The sequence below is a fragment of the Colwellia psychrerythraea genome (genome assembly GCF_000764185.1).
Taxonomy (GTDB): Bacteria; Pseudomonadota; Gammaproteobacteria; order Enterobacterales; family Alteromonadaceae; genus Colwellia; species Colwellia psychrerythraea_B.
Genome location: NZ_JQEC01000002.1, coordinates 212,902 through 231,017 on the forward strand (window position 1 = coordinate 212,902; position 18,116 = coordinate 231,017).

General features: G+C 37.8%; 21 protein-coding genes. 6 read left to right on the forward strand and 15 right to left on the reverse strand.

Going from position 1 to position 18,116, the window contains the following annotated elements; all coding sequences use genetic code 11:
- Positions 1-179: 179 nt before the first annotated feature.
- The 8 genes from mutM to radC all read right to left on the reverse strand — a co-directional run bounded on the left by mutM (position 180) and on the right by radC (position 4,681).
- Complete coding sequence (mutM, locus tag GAB14E_RS21335; protein WP_033080347.1) at positions 180-995, reverse strand: bifunctional DNA-formamidopyrimidine glycosylase/DNA-(apurinic or apyrimidinic site) lyase; 816 nt, start codon at positions 993-995, stop codon at positions 180-182.
- 44 nt (positions 996-1,039) lie between these two features.
- Positions 1,040-1,540: a hypothetical protein gene (locus GAB14E_RS21330; protein ID WP_033080348.1), complete on the reverse strand. Its 501-nt coding sequence runs from the start codon at positions 1,538-1,540 to the stop codon at positions 1,040-1,042.
- A gap of 156 nt (positions 1,541-1,696) precedes the next feature.
- The gene (rpmG, locus tag GAB14E_RS21325; protein ID WP_011041084.1) at positions 1,697-1,852 is read right to left on the reverse strand and encodes a 50S ribosomal protein L33; all 156 of its coding nucleotides are present in this window, start codon (positions 1,850-1,852) and stop codon (positions 1,697-1,699) included.
- Positions 1,853-1,879: 27 nt separating this feature from the next.
- Positions 1,880-2,116 (reverse strand): 50S ribosomal protein L28, encoded by a 237-nt coding sequence (gene rpmB, locus GAB14E_RS21320; protein ID WP_033080349.1) that lies wholly within the window; start codon positions 2,114-2,116, stop codon positions 1,880-1,882.
- Positions 2,117-2,356: 240 nt separating this feature from the next.
- Positions 2,357-2,791 carry a hypothetical protein gene (locus GAB14E_RS21315; protein WP_033080350.1) on the reverse strand — a complete coding sequence of 145 codons (435 nt, stop codon included), beginning with the start codon at positions 2,789-2,791 and terminating at the stop codon, positions 2,357-2,359.
- The gene (locus tag GAB14E_RS21310; protein WP_033080351.1) at positions 2,778-3,446 is read right to left on the reverse strand and encodes an AAA family ATPase; all 669 of its coding nucleotides are present in this window, start codon (positions 3,444-3,446) and stop codon (positions 2,778-2,780) included. The genes GAB14E_RS21315 and GAB14E_RS21310 overlap by 14 nt, the downstream gene beginning before the upstream one ends.
- Before the next feature lie 107 nt (positions 3,447-3,553).
- Entirely contained in the window at positions 3,554-3,862 is a 309-nt protein-coding gene (locus GAB14E_RS21305) for a PilZ domain-containing protein (protein WP_033080352.1), read from the reverse strand.
- Between the two features lie 93 nt (positions 3,863-3,955).
- Entirely contained in the window at positions 3,956-4,681 is a 726-nt protein-coding gene (gene radC, locus GAB14E_RS21300; protein WP_052093375.1) for a RadC family protein, read from the reverse strand.
- 134 nt (positions 4,682-4,815) lie between these two features.
- Here radC and coaBC point away from each other — a divergent pair, with 134 nt between their 5' ends.
- The 3 genes from coaBC (at position 4,816) to GAB14E_RS21285 (ending at position 8,250) form a co-directional block, all read left to right on the forward strand.
- Positions 4,816-6,027 (forward strand): bifunctional phosphopantothenoylcysteine decarboxylase/phosphopantothenate--cysteine ligase CoaBC, encoded by a 1,212-nt coding sequence (gene coaBC, locus GAB14E_RS21295; protein WP_033080353.1) that lies wholly within the window; start codon positions 4,816-4,818, stop codon positions 6,025-6,027.
- Between the two features lie 78 nt (positions 6,028-6,105).
- Positions 6,106-6,702 (forward strand): nucleoid occlusion factor SlmA, encoded by a 597-nt coding sequence (gene slmA / locus GAB14E_RS21290; RefSeq protein WP_033080354.1) that lies wholly within the window; start codon positions 6,106-6,108, stop codon positions 6,700-6,702.
- 84 nt (positions 6,703-6,786) lie between these two features.
- Positions 6,787-8,250, forward strand: a complete 1,464-nt coding sequence (locus GAB14E_RS21285) for an aminoacyl-histidine dipeptidase (protein WP_033080355.1) — start codon at positions 6,787-6,789, stop codon at positions 8,248-8,250.
- Between the two features lie 46 nt (positions 8,251-8,296).
- Here GAB14E_RS21285 and GAB14E_RS23815 read toward each other — a convergent pair whose 3' ends face one another.
- Positions 8,297-9,355: a diguanylate cyclase gene (locus GAB14E_RS23815; RefSeq protein WP_052093377.1), complete on the reverse strand. Its 1,059-nt coding sequence runs from the start codon at positions 9,353-9,355 to the stop codon at positions 8,297-8,299.
- A 353-nt stretch (positions 9,356-9,708) separates the two neighbouring features.
- Here GAB14E_RS23815 and GAB14E_RS21280 point away from each other — a divergent pair, with 353 nt between their 5' ends.
- Entirely contained in the window at positions 9,709-10,365 is a 657-nt protein-coding gene (locus GAB14E_RS21280) for a response regulator transcription factor (protein ID WP_033080356.1), read from the forward strand.
- 98 nt (positions 10,366-10,463) lie between these two features.
- On the opposite strand, the gene fre is transcribed toward GAB14E_RS21280, so the two are convergent.
- The 4 genes from fre to trxA all read right to left on the reverse strand — a co-directional run bounded on the left by fre (position 10,464) and on the right by trxA (position 14,726).
- Positions 10,464-11,183, reverse strand: coding sequence for an NAD(P)H-flavin reductase (gene fre, locus GAB14E_RS21275; RefSeq protein ID WP_033080357.1), 720 nt, complete (start codon positions 11,181-11,183; stop codon positions 10,464-10,466).
- A gap of 116 nt (positions 11,184-11,299) precedes the next feature.
- Positions 11,300-12,781, reverse strand: a complete 1,482-nt coding sequence (gene ubiD, locus GAB14E_RS21270; RefSeq protein WP_033080358.1) for a 4-hydroxy-3-polyprenylbenzoate decarboxylase — start codon at positions 12,779-12,781, stop codon at positions 11,300-11,302.
- Between the two features lie 116 nt (positions 12,782-12,897).
- On the reverse strand, positions 12,898-14,157 hold the full coding sequence (rho, locus tag GAB14E_RS21265) for a transcription termination factor Rho (protein ID WP_033080359.1): 1,260 nt from the start codon (positions 14,155-14,157) through the stop codon (positions 12,898-12,900).
- Between the two features lie 242 nt (positions 14,158-14,399).
- Positions 14,400-14,726 carry a thioredoxin TrxA gene (gene trxA / locus GAB14E_RS21260; protein WP_033080360.1) on the reverse strand — a complete coding sequence of 109 codons (327 nt, stop codon included), beginning with the start codon at positions 14,724-14,726 and terminating at the stop codon, positions 14,400-14,402.
- A 172-nt stretch (positions 14,727-14,898) separates the two neighbouring features.
- Between trxA and rhlB the strand changes: the two genes are divergently transcribed.
- Both rhlB and GAB14E_RS21250 read left to right on the forward strand, forming a co-directional pair.
- The gene (gene rhlB / locus GAB14E_RS21255) at positions 14,899-16,185 is read left to right on the forward strand and encodes an ATP-dependent RNA helicase RhlB (RefSeq protein ID WP_033080361.1); all 1,287 of its coding nucleotides are present in this window, start codon (positions 14,899-14,901) and stop codon (positions 16,183-16,185) included.
- A 26-nt stretch (positions 16,186-16,211) separates the two neighbouring features.
- On the forward strand, positions 16,212-17,201 hold the full coding sequence (locus tag GAB14E_RS21250) for a Ppx/GppA phosphatase family protein (RefSeq protein WP_052093379.1): 990 nt from the start codon (positions 16,212-16,214) through the stop codon (positions 17,199-17,201).
- Positions 17,202-17,237: 36 nt separating this feature from the next.
- Here GAB14E_RS21250 and GAB14E_RS21245 read toward each other — a convergent pair whose 3' ends face one another.
- Positions 17,238-17,540: a hypothetical protein gene (locus GAB14E_RS21245; protein ID WP_033080362.1), complete on the reverse strand. Its 303-nt coding sequence runs from the start codon at positions 17,538-17,540 to the stop codon at positions 17,238-17,240.
- Positions 17,530-18,099, reverse strand: coding sequence for a TetR/AcrR family transcriptional regulator (locus tag GAB14E_RS21240; protein WP_033080363.1), 570 nt, complete (start codon positions 18,097-18,099; stop codon positions 17,530-17,532). The genes GAB14E_RS21245 and GAB14E_RS21240 overlap by 11 nt, the downstream gene beginning before the upstream one ends.
- Between the last annotated feature and the right edge of the window lie 17 nt (positions 18,100-18,116).

The window sequence follows — 18,116 nt, forward strand, 5'->3', positions numbered from 1 at the left end:
CGAGAATAATACATAAAAATTGTATCTTTAATTTTGATTTGTATGCCTCGTATTTACTAGGCAGCAGATGATTATATTAAATAAGGCGTAGATACATTATTGAATACAATTTTTTAGTAACTCTACCCTATTAAAACAAGCCTTATTGATTTGTTCACAAGAACTTTCGAAAGAGAATATTACTTACTTTGACATTGCGGACAATAGACCGTTGCCCTCCCTGCTTGTTTTATTTCCTTCAGTTTTTCTTTGCAAATAAAACAAGGTTTACCTGAACGGCCATAAACCTGTAGTTGTTGAGCAAAATATCCGGGTTTACCGTCTACTTGAGTAAAGTCTTTTAATGTAGTGCCACCCTGATTGATTGCCTTACTCAACACCGTTTTAATAAGCACCGTCAAATCTTCAAATCGTTTACGACTTACTTTACCAGCCGCAACTGTAGGTATGATTTTCGCTTGAAATAATGCTTCATTCGCATAAATGTTACCTACACCAACAACTACATGGTTATTCATTAGGAAGGTTTTTATTGCGACCGTTTTCTTACGTGACTTTTTATATAAATAATCAGCTGTAAAGTCAGAAGTTAAAGGCTCAGGACCAAGGTTTTTAATTAATCGGTGATCGTCAATATCTTCAGTAACCCATAACACAGAACCGAAGCGACGAGGATCATTGAGTCTCAAGGCTAAGCCACATTCTAATACTAAATCAAAATGATCGTGTTTTGCGACCGGCGTGTCTTTGTCAATGACTCTGATAGTACCTGACATGCCTAAATGTAACATTAATGTGCCTTTAGATGTCTCAAGTAAAAGATATTTAGCACGGCGATTAATCGAGATAATCTTTTCACCACAAATATCTGAAATGGTCGGGGTGATAGGCCAACGCATTTTAGCATTACGGACTACTACATTACTGACATTTTGGTTTAATACATGTGGTTCTATCCCACGCCTGCATACTTCAACTTCGGGTAATTCTGGCATAATTTATTCCTACTATTGCACTGCTATCTGATGAGAGCAAACGTCTACAAATGAAAAGGTATTAGCTGCTGCGCGAGTGTAGCGGGTAGTGCTAACCACCTGTTATCTCGTTGCTGATAGATCAATAATTGATCGCTAAGTGGGTATAGTACAAGGGTTCGCTCTTGCGGCTCACCCGCTAAAGCAATTTTTACTGTTATTCCCTGCTCGCTATCAATGACAATTTCAGCCGCTTGCACTAAACCATTGCTTTGTTGCCAAGCAAACATCATTTGCTCAATCTGCTGACCATTTTTTTCCAGTATTATGCCTTTAGTTGTTAATTGCCAACTGCGACCGACACGTTCAAATAAAACCTGCTGGCTTTCTGTTAGCTCTATTAGCAAGGTTAAAATCACACTGTTTGCTGGCAAAATAAGCTGTTCGGCATTATTTCTATCTTCTTCGTTTGGGAAGAGTTTATCGTTAGTGGCATTAATTAATAAAATGATAATCATCACTGAAAAAATAATGACATTGTTCCAGCCTGTCTTAGATAATTTCATTTAAGTTTTCCAATATAGCAAGTAGTTATATCATACTGAAATTTTTATAAAATAGCGCGTTTAGCTGCCGATACGCATGTATATATGCGACAAGCATCATATTTTAGATATAAAAAAGCCCGGTATAAACCGGGCTTTTAGTAGAAACAAAATTAATTACTTAATTTTAGCTTCTTTATAGATTACGTGCTTACGAATGGTTGGATCAAATTTTTTGATTTCCATTTTCTCAGGCATAGTCTTTTTATTCTTATCAGTAGTATAAAAATGACCAGTACCAGCACTAGAAACTAAACGAATTTTATCGCGCATAGTATTTTCCTTAGAATAATAAAGTTATTAAACTTTTTCGCCACGGGCACGGATGTCTGCTAAAACAACATCAATACCTTTTTTATCGATAATACGCATTCCTTTCGGAGTTAAACGTAATTTAACGAAACGATTTTCGCTCTCAACCCAAAAACGGTGAGATTGAAGGTTAGGTAAAAAACGACGACGAGTCGCGTTTCTTGCGTGAGAACGGTTGTTTCCAACCATTGGCACTTTGCCTGTTACTTGGCAAATTTTAGACATGTGAGTACTCCAATATTAATTTCAGCTCGAGCTATATTTTCCCCAAGACCGTCGTCTCGGGATCCTGAAAAAGGTGGCATATTATAGAGAAACTGGATAATTAATACTAGCCTTAATGGAAAAATACTCAAAAAATAGTACTTGTTAATAAGTTTCATATAGTTAGATAGGATATATAAAGAAATACCTCACCGAAACAGTGATTTTTCGACTAAATTTTGTATCTTTCAAGGGGGAAAATCAACCTATTCTTGATTGCAGTAACTTCTTCAATTGTTCATTTTGTTCTTTATTACACAATTCATCAATGAGAATACGTAATATGTGTGATTTAGCTAAGTCAGAGCCTTGTGACAAATCTTGTAACTGCCCTATAGCTTCTTCACTTAAGGTAAAGGTTGCTCGTCGAAATGGCTTTTCAACTCTTGCGCTAACACCCGCCTTAACTTCTGCTGCTTGCTGGTGTTCTACTTCAGTCATTTTTACATAACGTTTAGCTTCACTAATAGCTTCTTTAAGATTTAATTTATGGCATGTGCCGTCTGTTGTTAACTCACTAACAATTTTAGGCGCACCTTTAGCATAATCTTCCGAATCAGAGATAAACTCATCAATAGTGAAAATTTTCTTTCTTTTCTTGCTGTCTTTACTCTTTTTTAAATCAGTTAAACTCATGTGAATTGTCCGGTTCCATTGCTAATAACTCTTCAGCAATAGTCATCATTTCCTGCGCAGCTTTACCTGTAGGATCTATTTCAATAACTGAAGAGCCCTGCTCTTCGCTATCATCATAAACGTTTCGGTTATAGGTTACGGCATCTAAGACATTAATACCATACGAGCTACACACCTCTTTAGCTTCGAGTATTCTTCCGGCTTGATTTGGTAATGACGGGCATTGAGTAATAAGAAAAGAAGCTATCATTTTAGGGTTTACCATTTTACATGTGCTGAGCATATCTTCCATGTGAGGTACTGTTTTCAGATCTCGCCTTTTAGGTCTTAGCGGGATAACTACGTGATCAGCAACAGACATAGCAGCACGCAAGGCTAAGTTATCTTGACCACCACAATCGACGATTACATAGTCATAGTGTTGAACTAAACTCAGCAAATCATTTCGAATTTTTCCATATAATTGAATGCAGTTAATTGCAGGTAGTGAGGGGTCACCGTTTCTAGCTTGTATCCAATCGGAGGTTGTTCTTTGCGGATCACAATCAACCATTAACACTATTGATTTTTTATTTCCGGCGAAATATACCGCTAAATTTTGGGCTAAGCAGCTTTTACCACTGCCTCCTTTCTCGCCACCTACTAATATCATCATTTTAGTACCGTCCTTTACCACAATATAGTTAACATCTTATCGTGCTAATTGTAGTTCACTTTCTAGAAATTGCTTTTACCTAAATAAGCTTATGATCTTGGTCTGTGCTAAGCACCTTTATCCAGAACTAAGGCAATTTCAAACCAGCCACTTTCTTGTTTCACACTTCGTAGCACTTTGCCGTAAAGCTTCTGGTTACTCGCATTAGCTGACTTGAATACTACAGTTACTGCAGTATTGGTGGCTAAACTTTGATCACAATCTAACCTTAATCCGCCACGAGCAAAGTCTAAACAAGCAATTTTTTTATTATGCTCCTGACCACTTTTGTCAATCCAAACTATATCCACTAACTCTTTTTCCATATCTAAACGAAACGATTTACGACGCTCCTGTTCCTCGCTACTATCAGTCATAAGGTGATCCTTCTTTTTAAAATATTTACTAAAGCCACACTATTAAAAGTAATTGCCTTTCATGTTTTTCGCAAATTATCAGATATATACCTGTTAATTTGTCATCTCACCATGCTCTGCAAAGGAGTAACACTGATGACCAGCAACAATGATGTGGTCTAATACACGCACATCGATTAATTGTAGTGCTTGCATTAATTTATCGGTTATTTGCTTATCTGCAATGCTGGCCTCAGCTACGCCAGAAGGATGGTTATGCGTTAGAATTACCGCTGCAGCGTGATGTTTTATCGCTTGCTCAACAACAACTCTAGGGTAAACAGCCGCCGCATCAAGTGTGCCAAAAAACAAACGTTCAAATGTTAAAACTTGATGCTGATTATCTAAAAAAAGCACGGCAAATATTTCACGGTTTTCAAAACGTAATTCACTTAATAAATAATCACGTGTTGCTTGTGAAGAAGTTAAAGAACAATCAGTCTCCCTGATTTTCTCAGCTAAGTAACGTTTAGACATTTCTAAACAAGCTTGCAGTTGCACATATTTTGCCTTTCCAAGCCCATGCCTTGCGCAAAAGTCTTCTTGACTCGCAGAAAAAACAGCCCCTAAACTGCCAAAGCTACTCAGTAATTTTCGGGCTAAGTCAACTACATGACAGCCCTTAACCCCGGTGCGTAAAAATATTGCCAGTAATTCAGCATCGCTTAAACTGGAAGAGCCCAAATGTAGTAGTTTCTCTCGTGGCCTCTCTAACTCTGGCCAGTCTTTTAACACGCTTTGCTTTAAATGCGATTCCTTCAACACAGATTCTTTTAACATAAGTGCATCCTTGCTTTACATTTCACTACTTTTTATCGATGAATAACTGTCTTTATTTAGCAACAGTTATTTCTAAATAAAGATAATAAATGTTATCTTATCCGCCTTATTGTTTACTTTAAGATTAGCAGCTTATGCAAATTCTTCAGGACAAAAAAATAGTACTGGGCATTACCGGTGGCATCGCCGCCTACAAAACACCAGAATTGGTACGTCGACTTAAAGATCACGGCGCAGATGTGCGTGTGGTTATGACCGATGGCGCAAAAGCCTTCATTACCCCATTAACGCTGCAAGCGGTATCGGGTAATCATGTTTCAGATAGCTTGCTCGATAGTCAGGCCGAACTTGCCATGGGGCACATTGAATTAGCTAAGTGGGCTGATTTAATTATTATCGCTCCAGCTACTGCCGATATTATTGCCCGTATAACCGCAGGTATGGCCAATGATTTACTGTCAACATTATGTTTAGCGACAAGTGCGCCAATCGCTATTGCACCCGCAATGAATCAGCAGATGTGGCACGCCAAAGCAACACAAGTAAATATCAACACGTTAAAGCAATGGGGACTTCATATCTGGGGCCCTGGCTCTGGAGAACAGGCTTGTGGCGATGTTGGTTTAGGACGAATGTTAGATGTTAATGAGCTAGTTAGCTTAAGTAGTGACTTTTTTGTCGAGAAATATTTAAAAGGCCAACATTGGGTCATTACTGCTGGGCCAACACGTGAAGCAATAGACCCTGTGCGTTATATTTCTAACCATAGCTCAGGTAAAATGGGTTATGCCATAGCTCATGCTGCATTGCGCGCAGGCGCTAAAGTGACGTTGATTTCTGGACCTGTAAGTATACCTGCTCCCGTAGGTTGTGAGCTAATTCAAGTAACCAGTGCTGATCAAATGCACCAGCAAGCACTAACTCATGTGCCACAGGCGACAACTTTTGTTGCCTGTGCTGCTGTTGCCGATTACCGAGTAGCTAACATTGCTGATGAAAAAATTAAAAAAGATAATGAAAGTATGCAATTGTCCTTAATTAAAAACCACGATATCGTTGCCGATGTAGCTAAACTAGTTAATAAACCTTTTATCGTCGGTTTTGCGGCTGAAACACAAAATGTAGAGCATTATGCACGTGGTAAGTTAATGCGCAAAAATTTAGACCTAATCGCTGCCAATGATGTTGCTAAAGCAGGCCAAGGCTTTAACAGTGATGACAATGCCTTAACGCTTTATAGCGCTATTGATAAAATAGAGATCCCCTTAGCAAATAAGCAAATAATTGCTAAACAACTAGTCTCATTAATCAATCAACATTATCTAGCAAAAAACGCTGAAAACTAAGCTAACTTAATTTACCTTAAGCATAAGCGAATTTATTAGCATAATGGACAGAATAATAACAATAGAGAATATTTTTATATGGTCGCCACACAAAGTAAGAACCAAAAGCCAAACCGTAAACACCAAATATTAGAATCCTTAGCGTTAATGTTACAAAACTGTCCAGGGCAGCGTATCACCACCGCGAAACTCGCTGCTGAAGTCGGTTTTTCAGAAGCAGCTTTATATCGCCACTTTCCGTCAAAAGCCCGCATGTTTGAGGGTTTAATCGACTTTATTGAGGAATCTATATTTTCACGTATCAATTTAATCCTTTCCGATCATAAAGAAACCTTGGTACGTTGCCATCACATATTGCATGTTTTATTGGTTTTTTCTGAGCGTAATCCTGGTATGTGTAGAATATTAGCGGGCGATGCATTAATGGGTGAAAATGAGCGTTTACGCAATAGGGTACACCAGTTTTTTGAAAAATTAGAATCACAATTTAAACAAGTATTGCGTGAACGCAAACTTCGTGAAGGCAAAACCTTTACTATTAGTGAAGCTGCTTTAGCTAGTCTATTAGTTTCTTTCGCTGAAGGTAAAATGAGCCAATATGTTCGCTCTGGTTATACTAAAAAGCCGAGTAGTGACTTTAATGAACAATGGCAATTTTTAATGGCCGACAAATAATAGCAATAACAACTAATCATATAACTATAAGTTTGGGCAATGCCTGCTACTTGTTAGTAATCTTAAAATTTATCGAGGAAAGCTATGAGCACTCTCTCACAATTGCAACCTGCCAGCTTGTGGCAGCTATTTGAAAAAATTTGCAGTATCCCACATCCATCAAAACATGAACAAAAAATATCCTTATGGATCCAAGATTGGGCGAAAGAGCTTGGTTTAGCCATTAAAGAAGACGCTGTTGGTAACTTATTCATTAAAAAGCCGGCAACAGCTGGTATGGAAGACCGTAAAGGTATTATCTTACAAGCGCATATGGATATGGTACCGCAAAAAAATAATGATACTGACCATGACTTCCTTACTGATCCAATTAAACCATATATTATCGACTCAGGTGACTGGGTAACTGCAGAAGGCACGACTTTAGGTGCAGATAATGGTGTTGGTTTAGCTTCTGCATTAGCGGTATTGGCCAGTGATGATATTCCTCATGGTCCGCTAGAAGTATTGGTAACCATTGATGAAGAAGCGGGCATGACCGGCGCATTTGGTTTAGAGGCTGGCTGGCTTGACGGTGACATTTTAATAAACACTGACTCTGAGCAAGAAGGTGAAGTTTACATGGGTTGTGCCGGTGGCATTGATGGCAATGCCAGTTTCCCACTCACTTTTGAGGATGTACCAAACGATTATCAAGCTTTTAACTTATCTATATCGGGTTTGAAAGGCGGTCATTCTGGTGTTGATATTCATACTGGCCGTGCTAACGCTAACAAATTATTAGTGCGATTTTTATTAAACGCCAGCAATAACTTGGATATCAGCTTAACTGAATTAAATGGTGGTAGTTTACGTAATGCGATTCCTCGTGAAGCCAACGCTAGTTTTGTTATTGCTAAAGATAAAGTGTCAGCATTAAAAACCGCTTTAGCAGATTATTTATCGACTATTAAGGCAAATTTAGGCGCTATCGAAACAGATATAGATATGTTATTGATCTCGCCTGAAGACTTTGACGAATGTTGGACAAAAGCAACACAAGCCGCCATTTTACGTGCCCTTAATGCTTGTCCTAACGGCGTAGTTCGCATGAGTGATGATATTGAAGGTATAGTAGAGAGCTCATTAAATTTAGGCGTTATACGTACCCGAGGAAAAAACTTCAGTGCCATGACACTCATACGAAGTTTACACGATGACGGACGTTTAGAGACTCAACGTACAGTACAATCGGTGTTTGAACTTGCTGGTGCTAACGTTGTATTCTCAGGCGCTTATCCTGGTTGGAAACCTAATACAGATTCTGCCATCATGCAGACTGTACGAGATACTTATCAAAGTATATTTAATAAAATCCCTGCGGTAATGGTAATCCATGCTGGCTTGGAATGTGGTTTGTTTAAAACAGCTTACCCACATTGGGATATGGTTTCTATTGGACCAACGATTAAATTCCCTCATTCTCCTGATGAGAAAATAGAAATCGCCACCGTTGCACAATATTGGCAATTACTAGTTGCGGTTTTGGCTAATATCCCAACTAAGTAAAACTAGCGAATAATGACAAGCTATTAACTTCTAGGTTATTAGCTTGTCATTTTGATATAACAACTTTATTTCTACCTGAATTTTTTGCCTGATATAATAGTTTATCGGCTAATTCATAAGCACTTTCTACCGAGATATTTTGTTGGGAGTCAATCAATAATAAACCCGCAGATATGGTGATTTTCTTTTCAAGTTCACAATATTGCTGCAAACTTTCGACAGCCACTCTAATATCTTCAATCAAAATTAATGCACTTTGTTCATTTTTCGCCTGATATAACAGTGCAAACTCCTCTCCTCCCAAACGAAACACAGCATCATTGCCGCGCTTCATTTGTACCTTTAATAGATTAGCCAAAGCAACAAGTGCAACATCACCCGCAGGATGGCCAAAAGTATCGTTATAACTTTTAAAATGGTCAATATCTATGATGGCAAGCGCAAGTAATTCATGACTTCTATTAGCCCTGCTCATTTGCTGTGGTAAAACTTCATCAAAATGTCGGCGATTAAATAGTCCTGTTAAGGCATCAGTTTTTGTTAATTTTTCTAACTGACTTTTTGCGGTAATTAATTTTTCAAAGGTTCTCGAAATAAGCATCTCTGCCAAATAGGCAAAAAATAAAGTAAAACAAGCAACCATAGTAAAACGGACAAATTCCATCATGGTGACTGTGCTGCTAGTAAATGAAAACAATTCTATTAACAATATAGTCAGAAAAGCGAGAGATATCCGTAAGCCAACTTTATGCCCGTACAAAGACATAACAAGAAATATATACAGAAAGTACCAAATAGGGGTATATTCTCTACCGTGATTGAAGTAAACAACCAAGAGAACACCCAGTCCCATAAAATGTAAAACAATATGGGAAGCATACTTACGCAATTTTCCTGGCAAGAAAAGTATCACCGACATTGTGATGAACAAACATAGATTGACATAAAAAATAGCGGTATTGCTATAAATGAAGTTACCAATCATCAAGGTTGAAAGAATTATAAAAGAGAGTAATAAGATAAACTTACTAGTCACTTTTTTACGATAAAAGTTACTTTCAATATCCTTATCTAATTGTAAGTAGGTTGTAAACCATGCTTTCATAACCCTAGATCCAAACTTCATTTATACCGAACTTAGTTTATCATAGATAAATTAGCACAGCGTTGCTTTCATGTTTAAATTTTATACACTAAACTATCAATTATTCAAACTGTTATAACTGGTTAATTAGGATACAAGTATAATTTATCAAATAAACCGCTTATTTAAACAAGCCAATTACGGCTATGAAGTCACTTATTTGAATCCCCCCCTAATGAGCACCCACAACATTAGTAACAATAACCATTATTCCAATTTCATGCTTTTACTTACCATAATCACAATTCATAACTAAACTTTGTTATTAAAATAATTTCCGTTAGAATGGGGAATCACTACTTAGGATATTTGTTATGATTCAGCCAGATAAAATAATAATAGCTGACGATCATCCCTTATTTAGACAGGCGCTATTAGGGACTTTAAAGGCCAAGCTAACTTATACTACATGGTTTGAGGCACAGACAATTGCAGAGCTAGAACAACAACTTACCAGTAATGATGATAGTGACTTGTTATTACTCGATTTACACATCCCTGGCGCTCATGGTTTCAATACCCTGATCCATGTACGTAATCACTTTCCACAAATCCCTGTTGTTATCGTATCCGCTCATGAAGATCACGACACCATCAGTAAAGCAATGTCTTATGGTGCTGCTGGCTTTGTACCAAAATCGACTCCTGTTGATGATATTTATTCAGCGATCGTGGCCATATTGTCGGGTAATACCTGGCTACCTGCTTATTTTGAACAAAAACAAAATGATAATAATAGTGAGATTGGTGAAAGGGTTGCCAGTTTAACTCAGCAACAATACCGAATATTAATGATGTTCGCGCAAGGCATGTTAAATAAGCAGATTGCTTATGATTTAAATGTTTCTGAGGCAACCATTAAAGCCCATGCTACTGCGATTTTTAGAAAGCTTGATGTCCGTAATCGTACGCAAGCAGTTATTGCTATTGCACAACTGGACCTATCTGAAGCAGGCTTCCAGCAAGGTTAATAAGGAAAATTTAACGACTTGAGTATCAACACTTTAAAGAATAAAAAAGCCCGCCTTTGATATTTTAAAGACGGGCTTTTCTTTTTGTCTATTTTATTTTAGATGAAGGCAAATGCATCAGCGTACATATGCTCTAATAGAGCACCATGCTCAACAAAATCACTACGAATAGCACCAACCATATCAAAACGTCCTGCAAGATAGATATCATATGGTTCAAAGCTAACAATATCGTGCATTGCAGCTTGATGAACTAAGCCAGTTTTACCTTGCCATGATTTCTCTGCATTTTCATTAATGTTTTCAATAACCGGAATAAAGTTAGCATGAGGCAGCTTGGCAATAGTCGCAATAGTTTTTTCAAGTTCATAAACAGCACCTTCTTCACGAAGCCCCCAGTACACCATAATATGGCGCTGTGACTTTTGCTCGGCTAAATACTCAAACATTGATTTAATATATGAAAAGCCTGTACCACCAGCAAGTAACAATAATGGTCGTTCACTGTCAGTACGTAATTGAGCATTGCCTGCAGGGATTTCAATGGTTACCGCTTCACCACTCTCATAACTTGCCTTAATACACTCAATGACTTGCATAGGGTAACTATCAGCAACAAAAGCGCCTATTTGTAATTCAATCAAATCACTATTTGGTGAACTGGCAATTGAAAATGGACGTTTATCTTCATCACTCATAACAAAGTTCAAATATTGACCCGCAATAAAATCAATTTTTTCACTAGGCTTTAATAATACTTTATAAACATGAGGCGTTAACGAGGATAACGACTGTATTTGACAACTAACTGTCTTCATTCTTTAACCTTTTTACTTTATTGGTAATTTCTCTTGGTTACATATTAGTTTTCCAAGAGCTAATAAACTAAAATTGTGACTGCCATTAAGTATAGTCAGCAATTTATATATAAAATCTATAAAATATCTAATTCATCCCAAAGATCATCAACTTGGTCCTTTATTTTCTTCGTCATTTCAATGGGTTCCCCCCACTCACGGTCAGTTTCACCAGGCCATTTATTAGTAGCATCCAGACCCATTTTAGAGCCTAAACCTGAAACAGGTGAGGCAAAATCAAGGTAATCTATTGGCGTATTTTCGATTAAAACAGTATCTCTACTTGGATCCATTCGTGTGGTCATTGCCCAAATGACATCTTCCCAATCTCTAGCATTAATATCATCATCACAGACGATGACAAACTTGGTGTACATAAATTGTCGTAAAAATGACCAAACCCCCATCATCACGCGTTTAGCATGTCCTGCATATTGCTTTTTAATAGTGACAATAGCGAGGCGATAAGAGCAGCCTTCTGGTGGTAAATAAAAATCTTGAATTTCAGGAAACTGCTTTTGTAAAATAGGCACAAACACTTCATTAAGCGCAACGCCCAAAATAGCAGGCTCGTCAGGTGGTCTGCCCGTGTAAGTGCTGTGATAAATAGCGTCTTTACGCATAGTGATATGTGTTACTGTCATCACAGGGAAGTTATCCACTTCATTGTAATAGCCAGTATGATCACCATAAGGCCCTTCTGGCGCCGTTTCATCCGGGTCTAAATAGCCCTCCAAGATAATTTCAGCGCTAGCGGGAACTTCTAAATCATTACTTATCGATTTAGCTACTTGTGTTTTAGCACCACGTAATAGACCGGCAAAAGCATATTCAGATAACGTATCAGGTACTGGCGTTACCGCGCCTAAAATAGTGGCTGGATCTGCGCCTAAAGCTACTGAAACAGGATATTTCTCACCAGGATTTTCTTTTTTAAATTCTTGAAAATCAAGTGCGCCACCACGATGAGATAACCAACGCATGATGACTTTATTTTTACTGAGAACTTGTTGACGATAAATGCCTAGATTTTGGCGCTCTTTATGCGGACCTCTAGTAATTGTTAATCCCCAAGTAATTAATGGCGCGACATCACCAGGCCAACACGTTTGAACTGGTAGTTTAGTCAGATCAACATCATCACCAGATAGTATTATTTGCTGACATAATGGCTTTTTAATGACCTTTACTGGCATATTCAATACTTGTTTATAGACAGGTATTTTACCCAAGGCATCTCGGAAACCTTTGGGAGGCTCAGGCTCTTTTAGCATAGCGAGTAACTTGCCAACATCACGAAGCGCGCCAACATTTTCTTGCCCCATGGCTAGGGCAACTCGGTCAGGGGTACCAAAAAGATTAGTAAGTACTGGCATACCCTGCGGCTCACCATGTTCATCAACTGCGTTTTCGAAAAGTAATGCCGGCCCTTTCGCTCTAAGCGTTCTATCACTAATTTCAGTCATTGCTAAATGAGTAGATATTGGCTGAGTAATACGTTTGAGCTGGCCTATTTTTTCAAGCTGACTAATAAAGTCTCTTAAATCACTATATTTCATAATATTTTTTATTTGTTATTAACAAGTGGCAGTACTTTTGCCTAGCTTGTTGTAAAATAAAAAAACCAGTCACTAAGACTGGTTTTCATCAAGTAAGTTATTCAACTATGCAGCGATTATTTACGCTTCATCGAATCAAAGAATTCATCATTGGTTTTGGTCATCGCTAATTTGTCGATAAGGAATTCAATCGATCCTATTTCATCCATTTCATGAACGATTTTACGCAATATCCACATTTTTTGTAATTCATCTGGCTTAGTAATAAGCTCTTCACGACGAGTACCACTGCGATTAATGTTAATAGCCGGGAAAACACGCTTTTCAGAAATCTTACGTGACAGGTGTAATTCCATATTACCTGTGCCTTTAAACTCTTCGTAGATAACTTCGTCCATTTTAGAACCCGTTTCTACTAGCGCCGTTGCAATAATAGTTAAACTACCACCTTCTTCAATTTTACGCGCCGCACCAAAGAAACGTTTTGGACGATGTAAAGCATTAGCATCAACACCACCAGATAGAATTTTACCTGACGAAGGGATAACTGTGTTGTAGGCACGGGCTAAACGGGTAATAGAATCAAGTAAAATTACCACATCTTTTTTATGTTCAACTAAACGTTTTGCTTTCTCAATGACCATTTCTGCCACTTGTACGTGACGACTTGCTGGTTCATCAAAGGTGGAAGCAATCACTTCACCTTTTACCAAACGCTGCATTTCAGTTACTTCTTCCGGACGTTCATCAATTAACAATACCATTAATTCCGCGTCTGGGTGATTGTGGGCAATGCTTTGTGCAATATTTTGTAGTAATAAGGTTTTACCGGCTTTTGGCGGAGCAACAATTAAACCACGCTGGCCTTTACCAATGGGTGACGCTAAATCAATAACACGAGCGGTAATATCTTCGGTAGAGCCATTACCACGTTCCATGGTAAGTCTATCGATAGGATGAATTGGGGTTAAGTTTTCAAATAAAATCTTATTACGGGCATTTTCCGGGCGGTCAAAGTTAACTTCAGTCACTTTTAATAAGGCAAAGTAGCGTTCGCCTTTTTTCGGAGAACGAATTTTACCTTGGATGGTATCACCCGTTCGCATACTAAAGCGGCGAATTTGGCTTGGTGATACATAAATATCATCTGGCCCTGCTAAGTATGATGAGTCTGCTGAGCGTAAAAAGCCAAAACCATCTTGTAAAATTTCTAAAACACCGCCGCCGAAAATATCATTATCACCTTCAGCATGTGCTTTTAAAATAGCAAAGATTATATCTTGCTTGCGTGTTCTAGCTAAGTTATCAAGCTTCATTGACTCGGCAAGCTTAACCAATTCGCTGATGGATTTTTCTTTTAATTCGGTAAGGTTCATAGGGGGTTTCTTAAACTATTTTAAGTGATAGTGCCTTAGGCGATTGCCGACACAAGTGTATGTTAAATATATTTGTTACAATAAGAATAGAGATAAAGAGATGTTATTTTGTACTCAGGGGCTAAATTTAGCACTAAAATTTGATTAGGTAAAGGCTGAATAATAATGTAAGTAAATATTTTATCTGCTGAAAACAAAAAGCCTGATAACTTAGTGATTCGTTATCAGGCTTTTTTTATAATTTATAAGTTTTTATCTAAAAACTCTTTTAATTGAGTTTTTGATAATGCGCCTACTTTAGTGTCAGCGATTTCACCGTCTTTAAATAGTAATAATGTTGGAATACCACGTACACCATATTTAGGTGGTGTCATTGAGTTTTGATCTATGTTTAATTTACCAATAGTCACTTTGCCATCGTATTCTGTGGCAATATCATCAAGTACTGGGGCAATCATTTTACATGGACCACACCATTCAGCCCAAAAATCAACTAATACTAAACCCGATGCTTTTAACACATCTGCTTCAAAACTATCATCAGTTAGCTGAACAATTTTATCGCTCATTATATTCTCCGTTGTTATGGCGAAAACGCCTTTGTGGTAATTATACCGTGATTCACTGCTTTTCCAATACTGTTTTATGTAACATTGGTATTTTTTAAGCACTAATTTCATAAAATCTAATTAATTAATTTTTAAGCAACTATTTAGCTAACAAAAATGTTAAGCTTGCGCCATGAAAAAAACACACTTAACTGAAACAAAATTCACTGACCTAAATCTTGCCCCGCAAGTTGTCACTGGACTAGAAGCCATGGGCTTCGAATATTGTACGTCTATTCAGGCGAAATCTTTACCTGTTCTTTTGCAAGGCACTGATATAGCTGGCCAAGCACAAACAGGTGAAGGTAAAACCCTTGCCTTTTTAGCTGCTACTTTCCATCATCTGCTTCAAAAAGAAGCGCCTACGCATAACCAGCCTCGAGCCTTGATAATGGCGCCAACACGTGAATTAGCTATACAAATTCATCGTGATGCTAAAGAGATGGCAAAAAGCACTGGCTTACGCCTTGGTGTTGTATATGGGGGCGAAGGTTATGAAAGTCAACGCTTAGAGCTTGAGCAAGGTGTTGATATTCTTATTGGCACTTGTGGTCGTTTAATCGATTACATGAAGCAAGGCGTTTACAATCTTACCAACATCGAAGTCATCGTACTTGATGAAGCCGACAGAATGTTCGATTTAGGTTTTATTAAAGATATTCGTTATATGTTTAATAAAATGCCTCCGGCAACTGAACGTTTAAGCATGCTTTTCTCTGCTACCTTATCATTCCGTGTTAAAGAGCTCGCTTTTGACCACATGAACGAACCAACCAGCGTAGAAGTTGCGCCAGAACAAAAAACCAATAGTCGTATCAGTGAAGAATTATTTTATCCATCTAACGAAGATAAAATGACGTTATTACAAACGCTAATTGAAGAAGATTGGCCAGAAAAAGCCATTGTTTTTGCTAATACTAAACATGTTTGTGAAAAAGTTTATGATCACTTAATAGCTGATAAAATTCGTGTTGGTTTATTAACGGGCGATGTTCCACAGAAGAAGCGTCTAAAAATATTAGAGCAATTCACAGAAGGCAGCATAGACATCCTAGTCGCAACTGATGTTGCTGCTCGTGGTTTACATATACCTAGTGTTACCCATGTTTTTAACTATGACTTACCTGATGATTGCCAAGATTATGTTCATCGTATTGGTCGTACTGGCCGTGCTGGTGCAACTGGTCACGCGATAAGCTTAGCTTGTGAGCAATATGTTTTTAATTTACCTGAAATTGAAACTTATATCGAACATGAGTTACCAGTAACTAAGTATGATCATGATGCCTTACTGACTGATTTACCAAGGCCTAAACCGCGTCAACGACGTCCTAGACCTAGTGGAAACAGACAAGGTGGCCGTTCTAATAGTAGACAAGGAAACCGTGGTGGAAATACATATCGCGGCAACCGTAGTTAAAACTACCCTCTTGGATTTAAAAAACCTTGAGTAAATTAGTTAACTCAAATCAAGCCTCTCCGAAGGCAATACCACAGTATGATGATAGTCATTATGCTGTGGTTGATTTAGGCTCCAATAGTTTCCATCTACTTATCACCCAACTGGCTACCGAACCAAAGGGTAAATCATTAAAAACCGTAAATAAAGTCAAACAAAAAGTGCGCTTAGCTGCAGGGTTAGACAATAATAACCTACTTACTGATGAGGCCATGACACGTGGTCTTAACTGCCTTAAAGACTTCTCCCTATATCTAAAAACTATCCCGGTAAATAATATCCTTGTTGTTGCAACTGCCGCATTACGTATTGCTAAAAACAACCAACTATTTTTTGATGCTGCCAAGCAGATTTTACCCAAGCAGATTAAATTATTGAGTGGCGAACAAGAAGCCAAAACGATTTATGCTGGAGTTGCCCATACCTCGAATACCAATCAGCAAGCAAATAATAAACAATTGGTGCTCGATATTGGTGGCGCTAGTACTGAAATTATTGTTGGCTCAGGCTGTTCAGCACAAAAGCTAGTCAGTTTAAATATTGGTTGCGTTAGCTATATTGGTAAGTACTTTGTAAATGGTGAACTGAAGCAAGAAAATTTTACTCAATGCATTAGTGCAGCAGCTGATGTGATTAAGACTGTCAATAAAGAGTTTACTCAGCTTGGCTGGCAAACGGCAGTTGGTAGTTCAGGTACTATGCAAGCCATGATAGAAATACTTAAACAACGCCAACAAGAGCCGACCATCACTTTATCTTTTCTTAACGAAATACAACAAACACTGATCTGTTGCCAAAGAATAGATGATATCCAAATAGCGGGACTCAGAGCTGATCGCAAGGCGATATTAGCCAGCGGTTTAAGTATATTGATTGCTTTATTTGAATGTCTAGACATAACAGAATTATGCCTCTCAAGTGGTGCTCTGCGTGAAGGGTTGTTATTTGAATTAGTCCCTGACGCAAGAATTATCTAAAAGCATCCCGATACTATTTAGTTTACTGCACTTATCTTACTTGTTTTTATAAAATTGAGTGATTTCTAGCCTGAAATACCAAAGTGCTACCGGTATTTCCAAAACACCGTAACTAAGTAAGGTAAACCAAAACCAGTTCAACTCAAACATTAAAAAGTCAAAAATAATACCTGTTTCCCAGTATTTACTTGCCACAATAATAAGTGCTACTCCTGAAGCTAGACAATCAAACATTGCCACTTTATTAAGATTATTACCTGCTAATTTAGGATAAATGGAAAGATACGCAACAATAATAATCACAGCATTAAGCAATAATATACTTAATTCAGCTGACATCACTACCCTCCTTCTCTGATAATGAAGCAACTCCTACTTGGCAAGCAACCAATAACTCATTACTCAACTTTTTATCATCTAATGCTCTAGATAAAGCCAATCCACCAATCATTAATACCGCGCTTTGCAGTGCCTTTTCTCGGCTAACTGTCAATGTTTCAGCTTGATCTATAAATGCTTGCAGTGTTTTAGTGTAAGTAGCTTTAACTTGGTTATCTTGTTGATTAATATCTGACACCAAAAATGCTAACGGACATGGCTGCTTATAGTTATTATCCCTATGCTCACTACTCAAATAATATCGAGCAAAGTTGTTCATATCTTGCGGGAAATTTACTGGCTTTCGCTGATAAGCCACCTTTGCTGCTTTAGTGATTGCTTGTGCGTATAAGTCACTTTTAGAACTAAAGTGGCTATAAAATGCGCCTCTAGTAAGTTCAGCATTTTTCATCACTTGATCTATCGATATTTTTTCAAAACCATGATGAGTAAAAAGCATCGCCGCACTTTCTAATATTCTATCTTTTGACTGCTCTTTATGAGTTTCTTGCCAGGCCATTGAAAAAATTCACTATG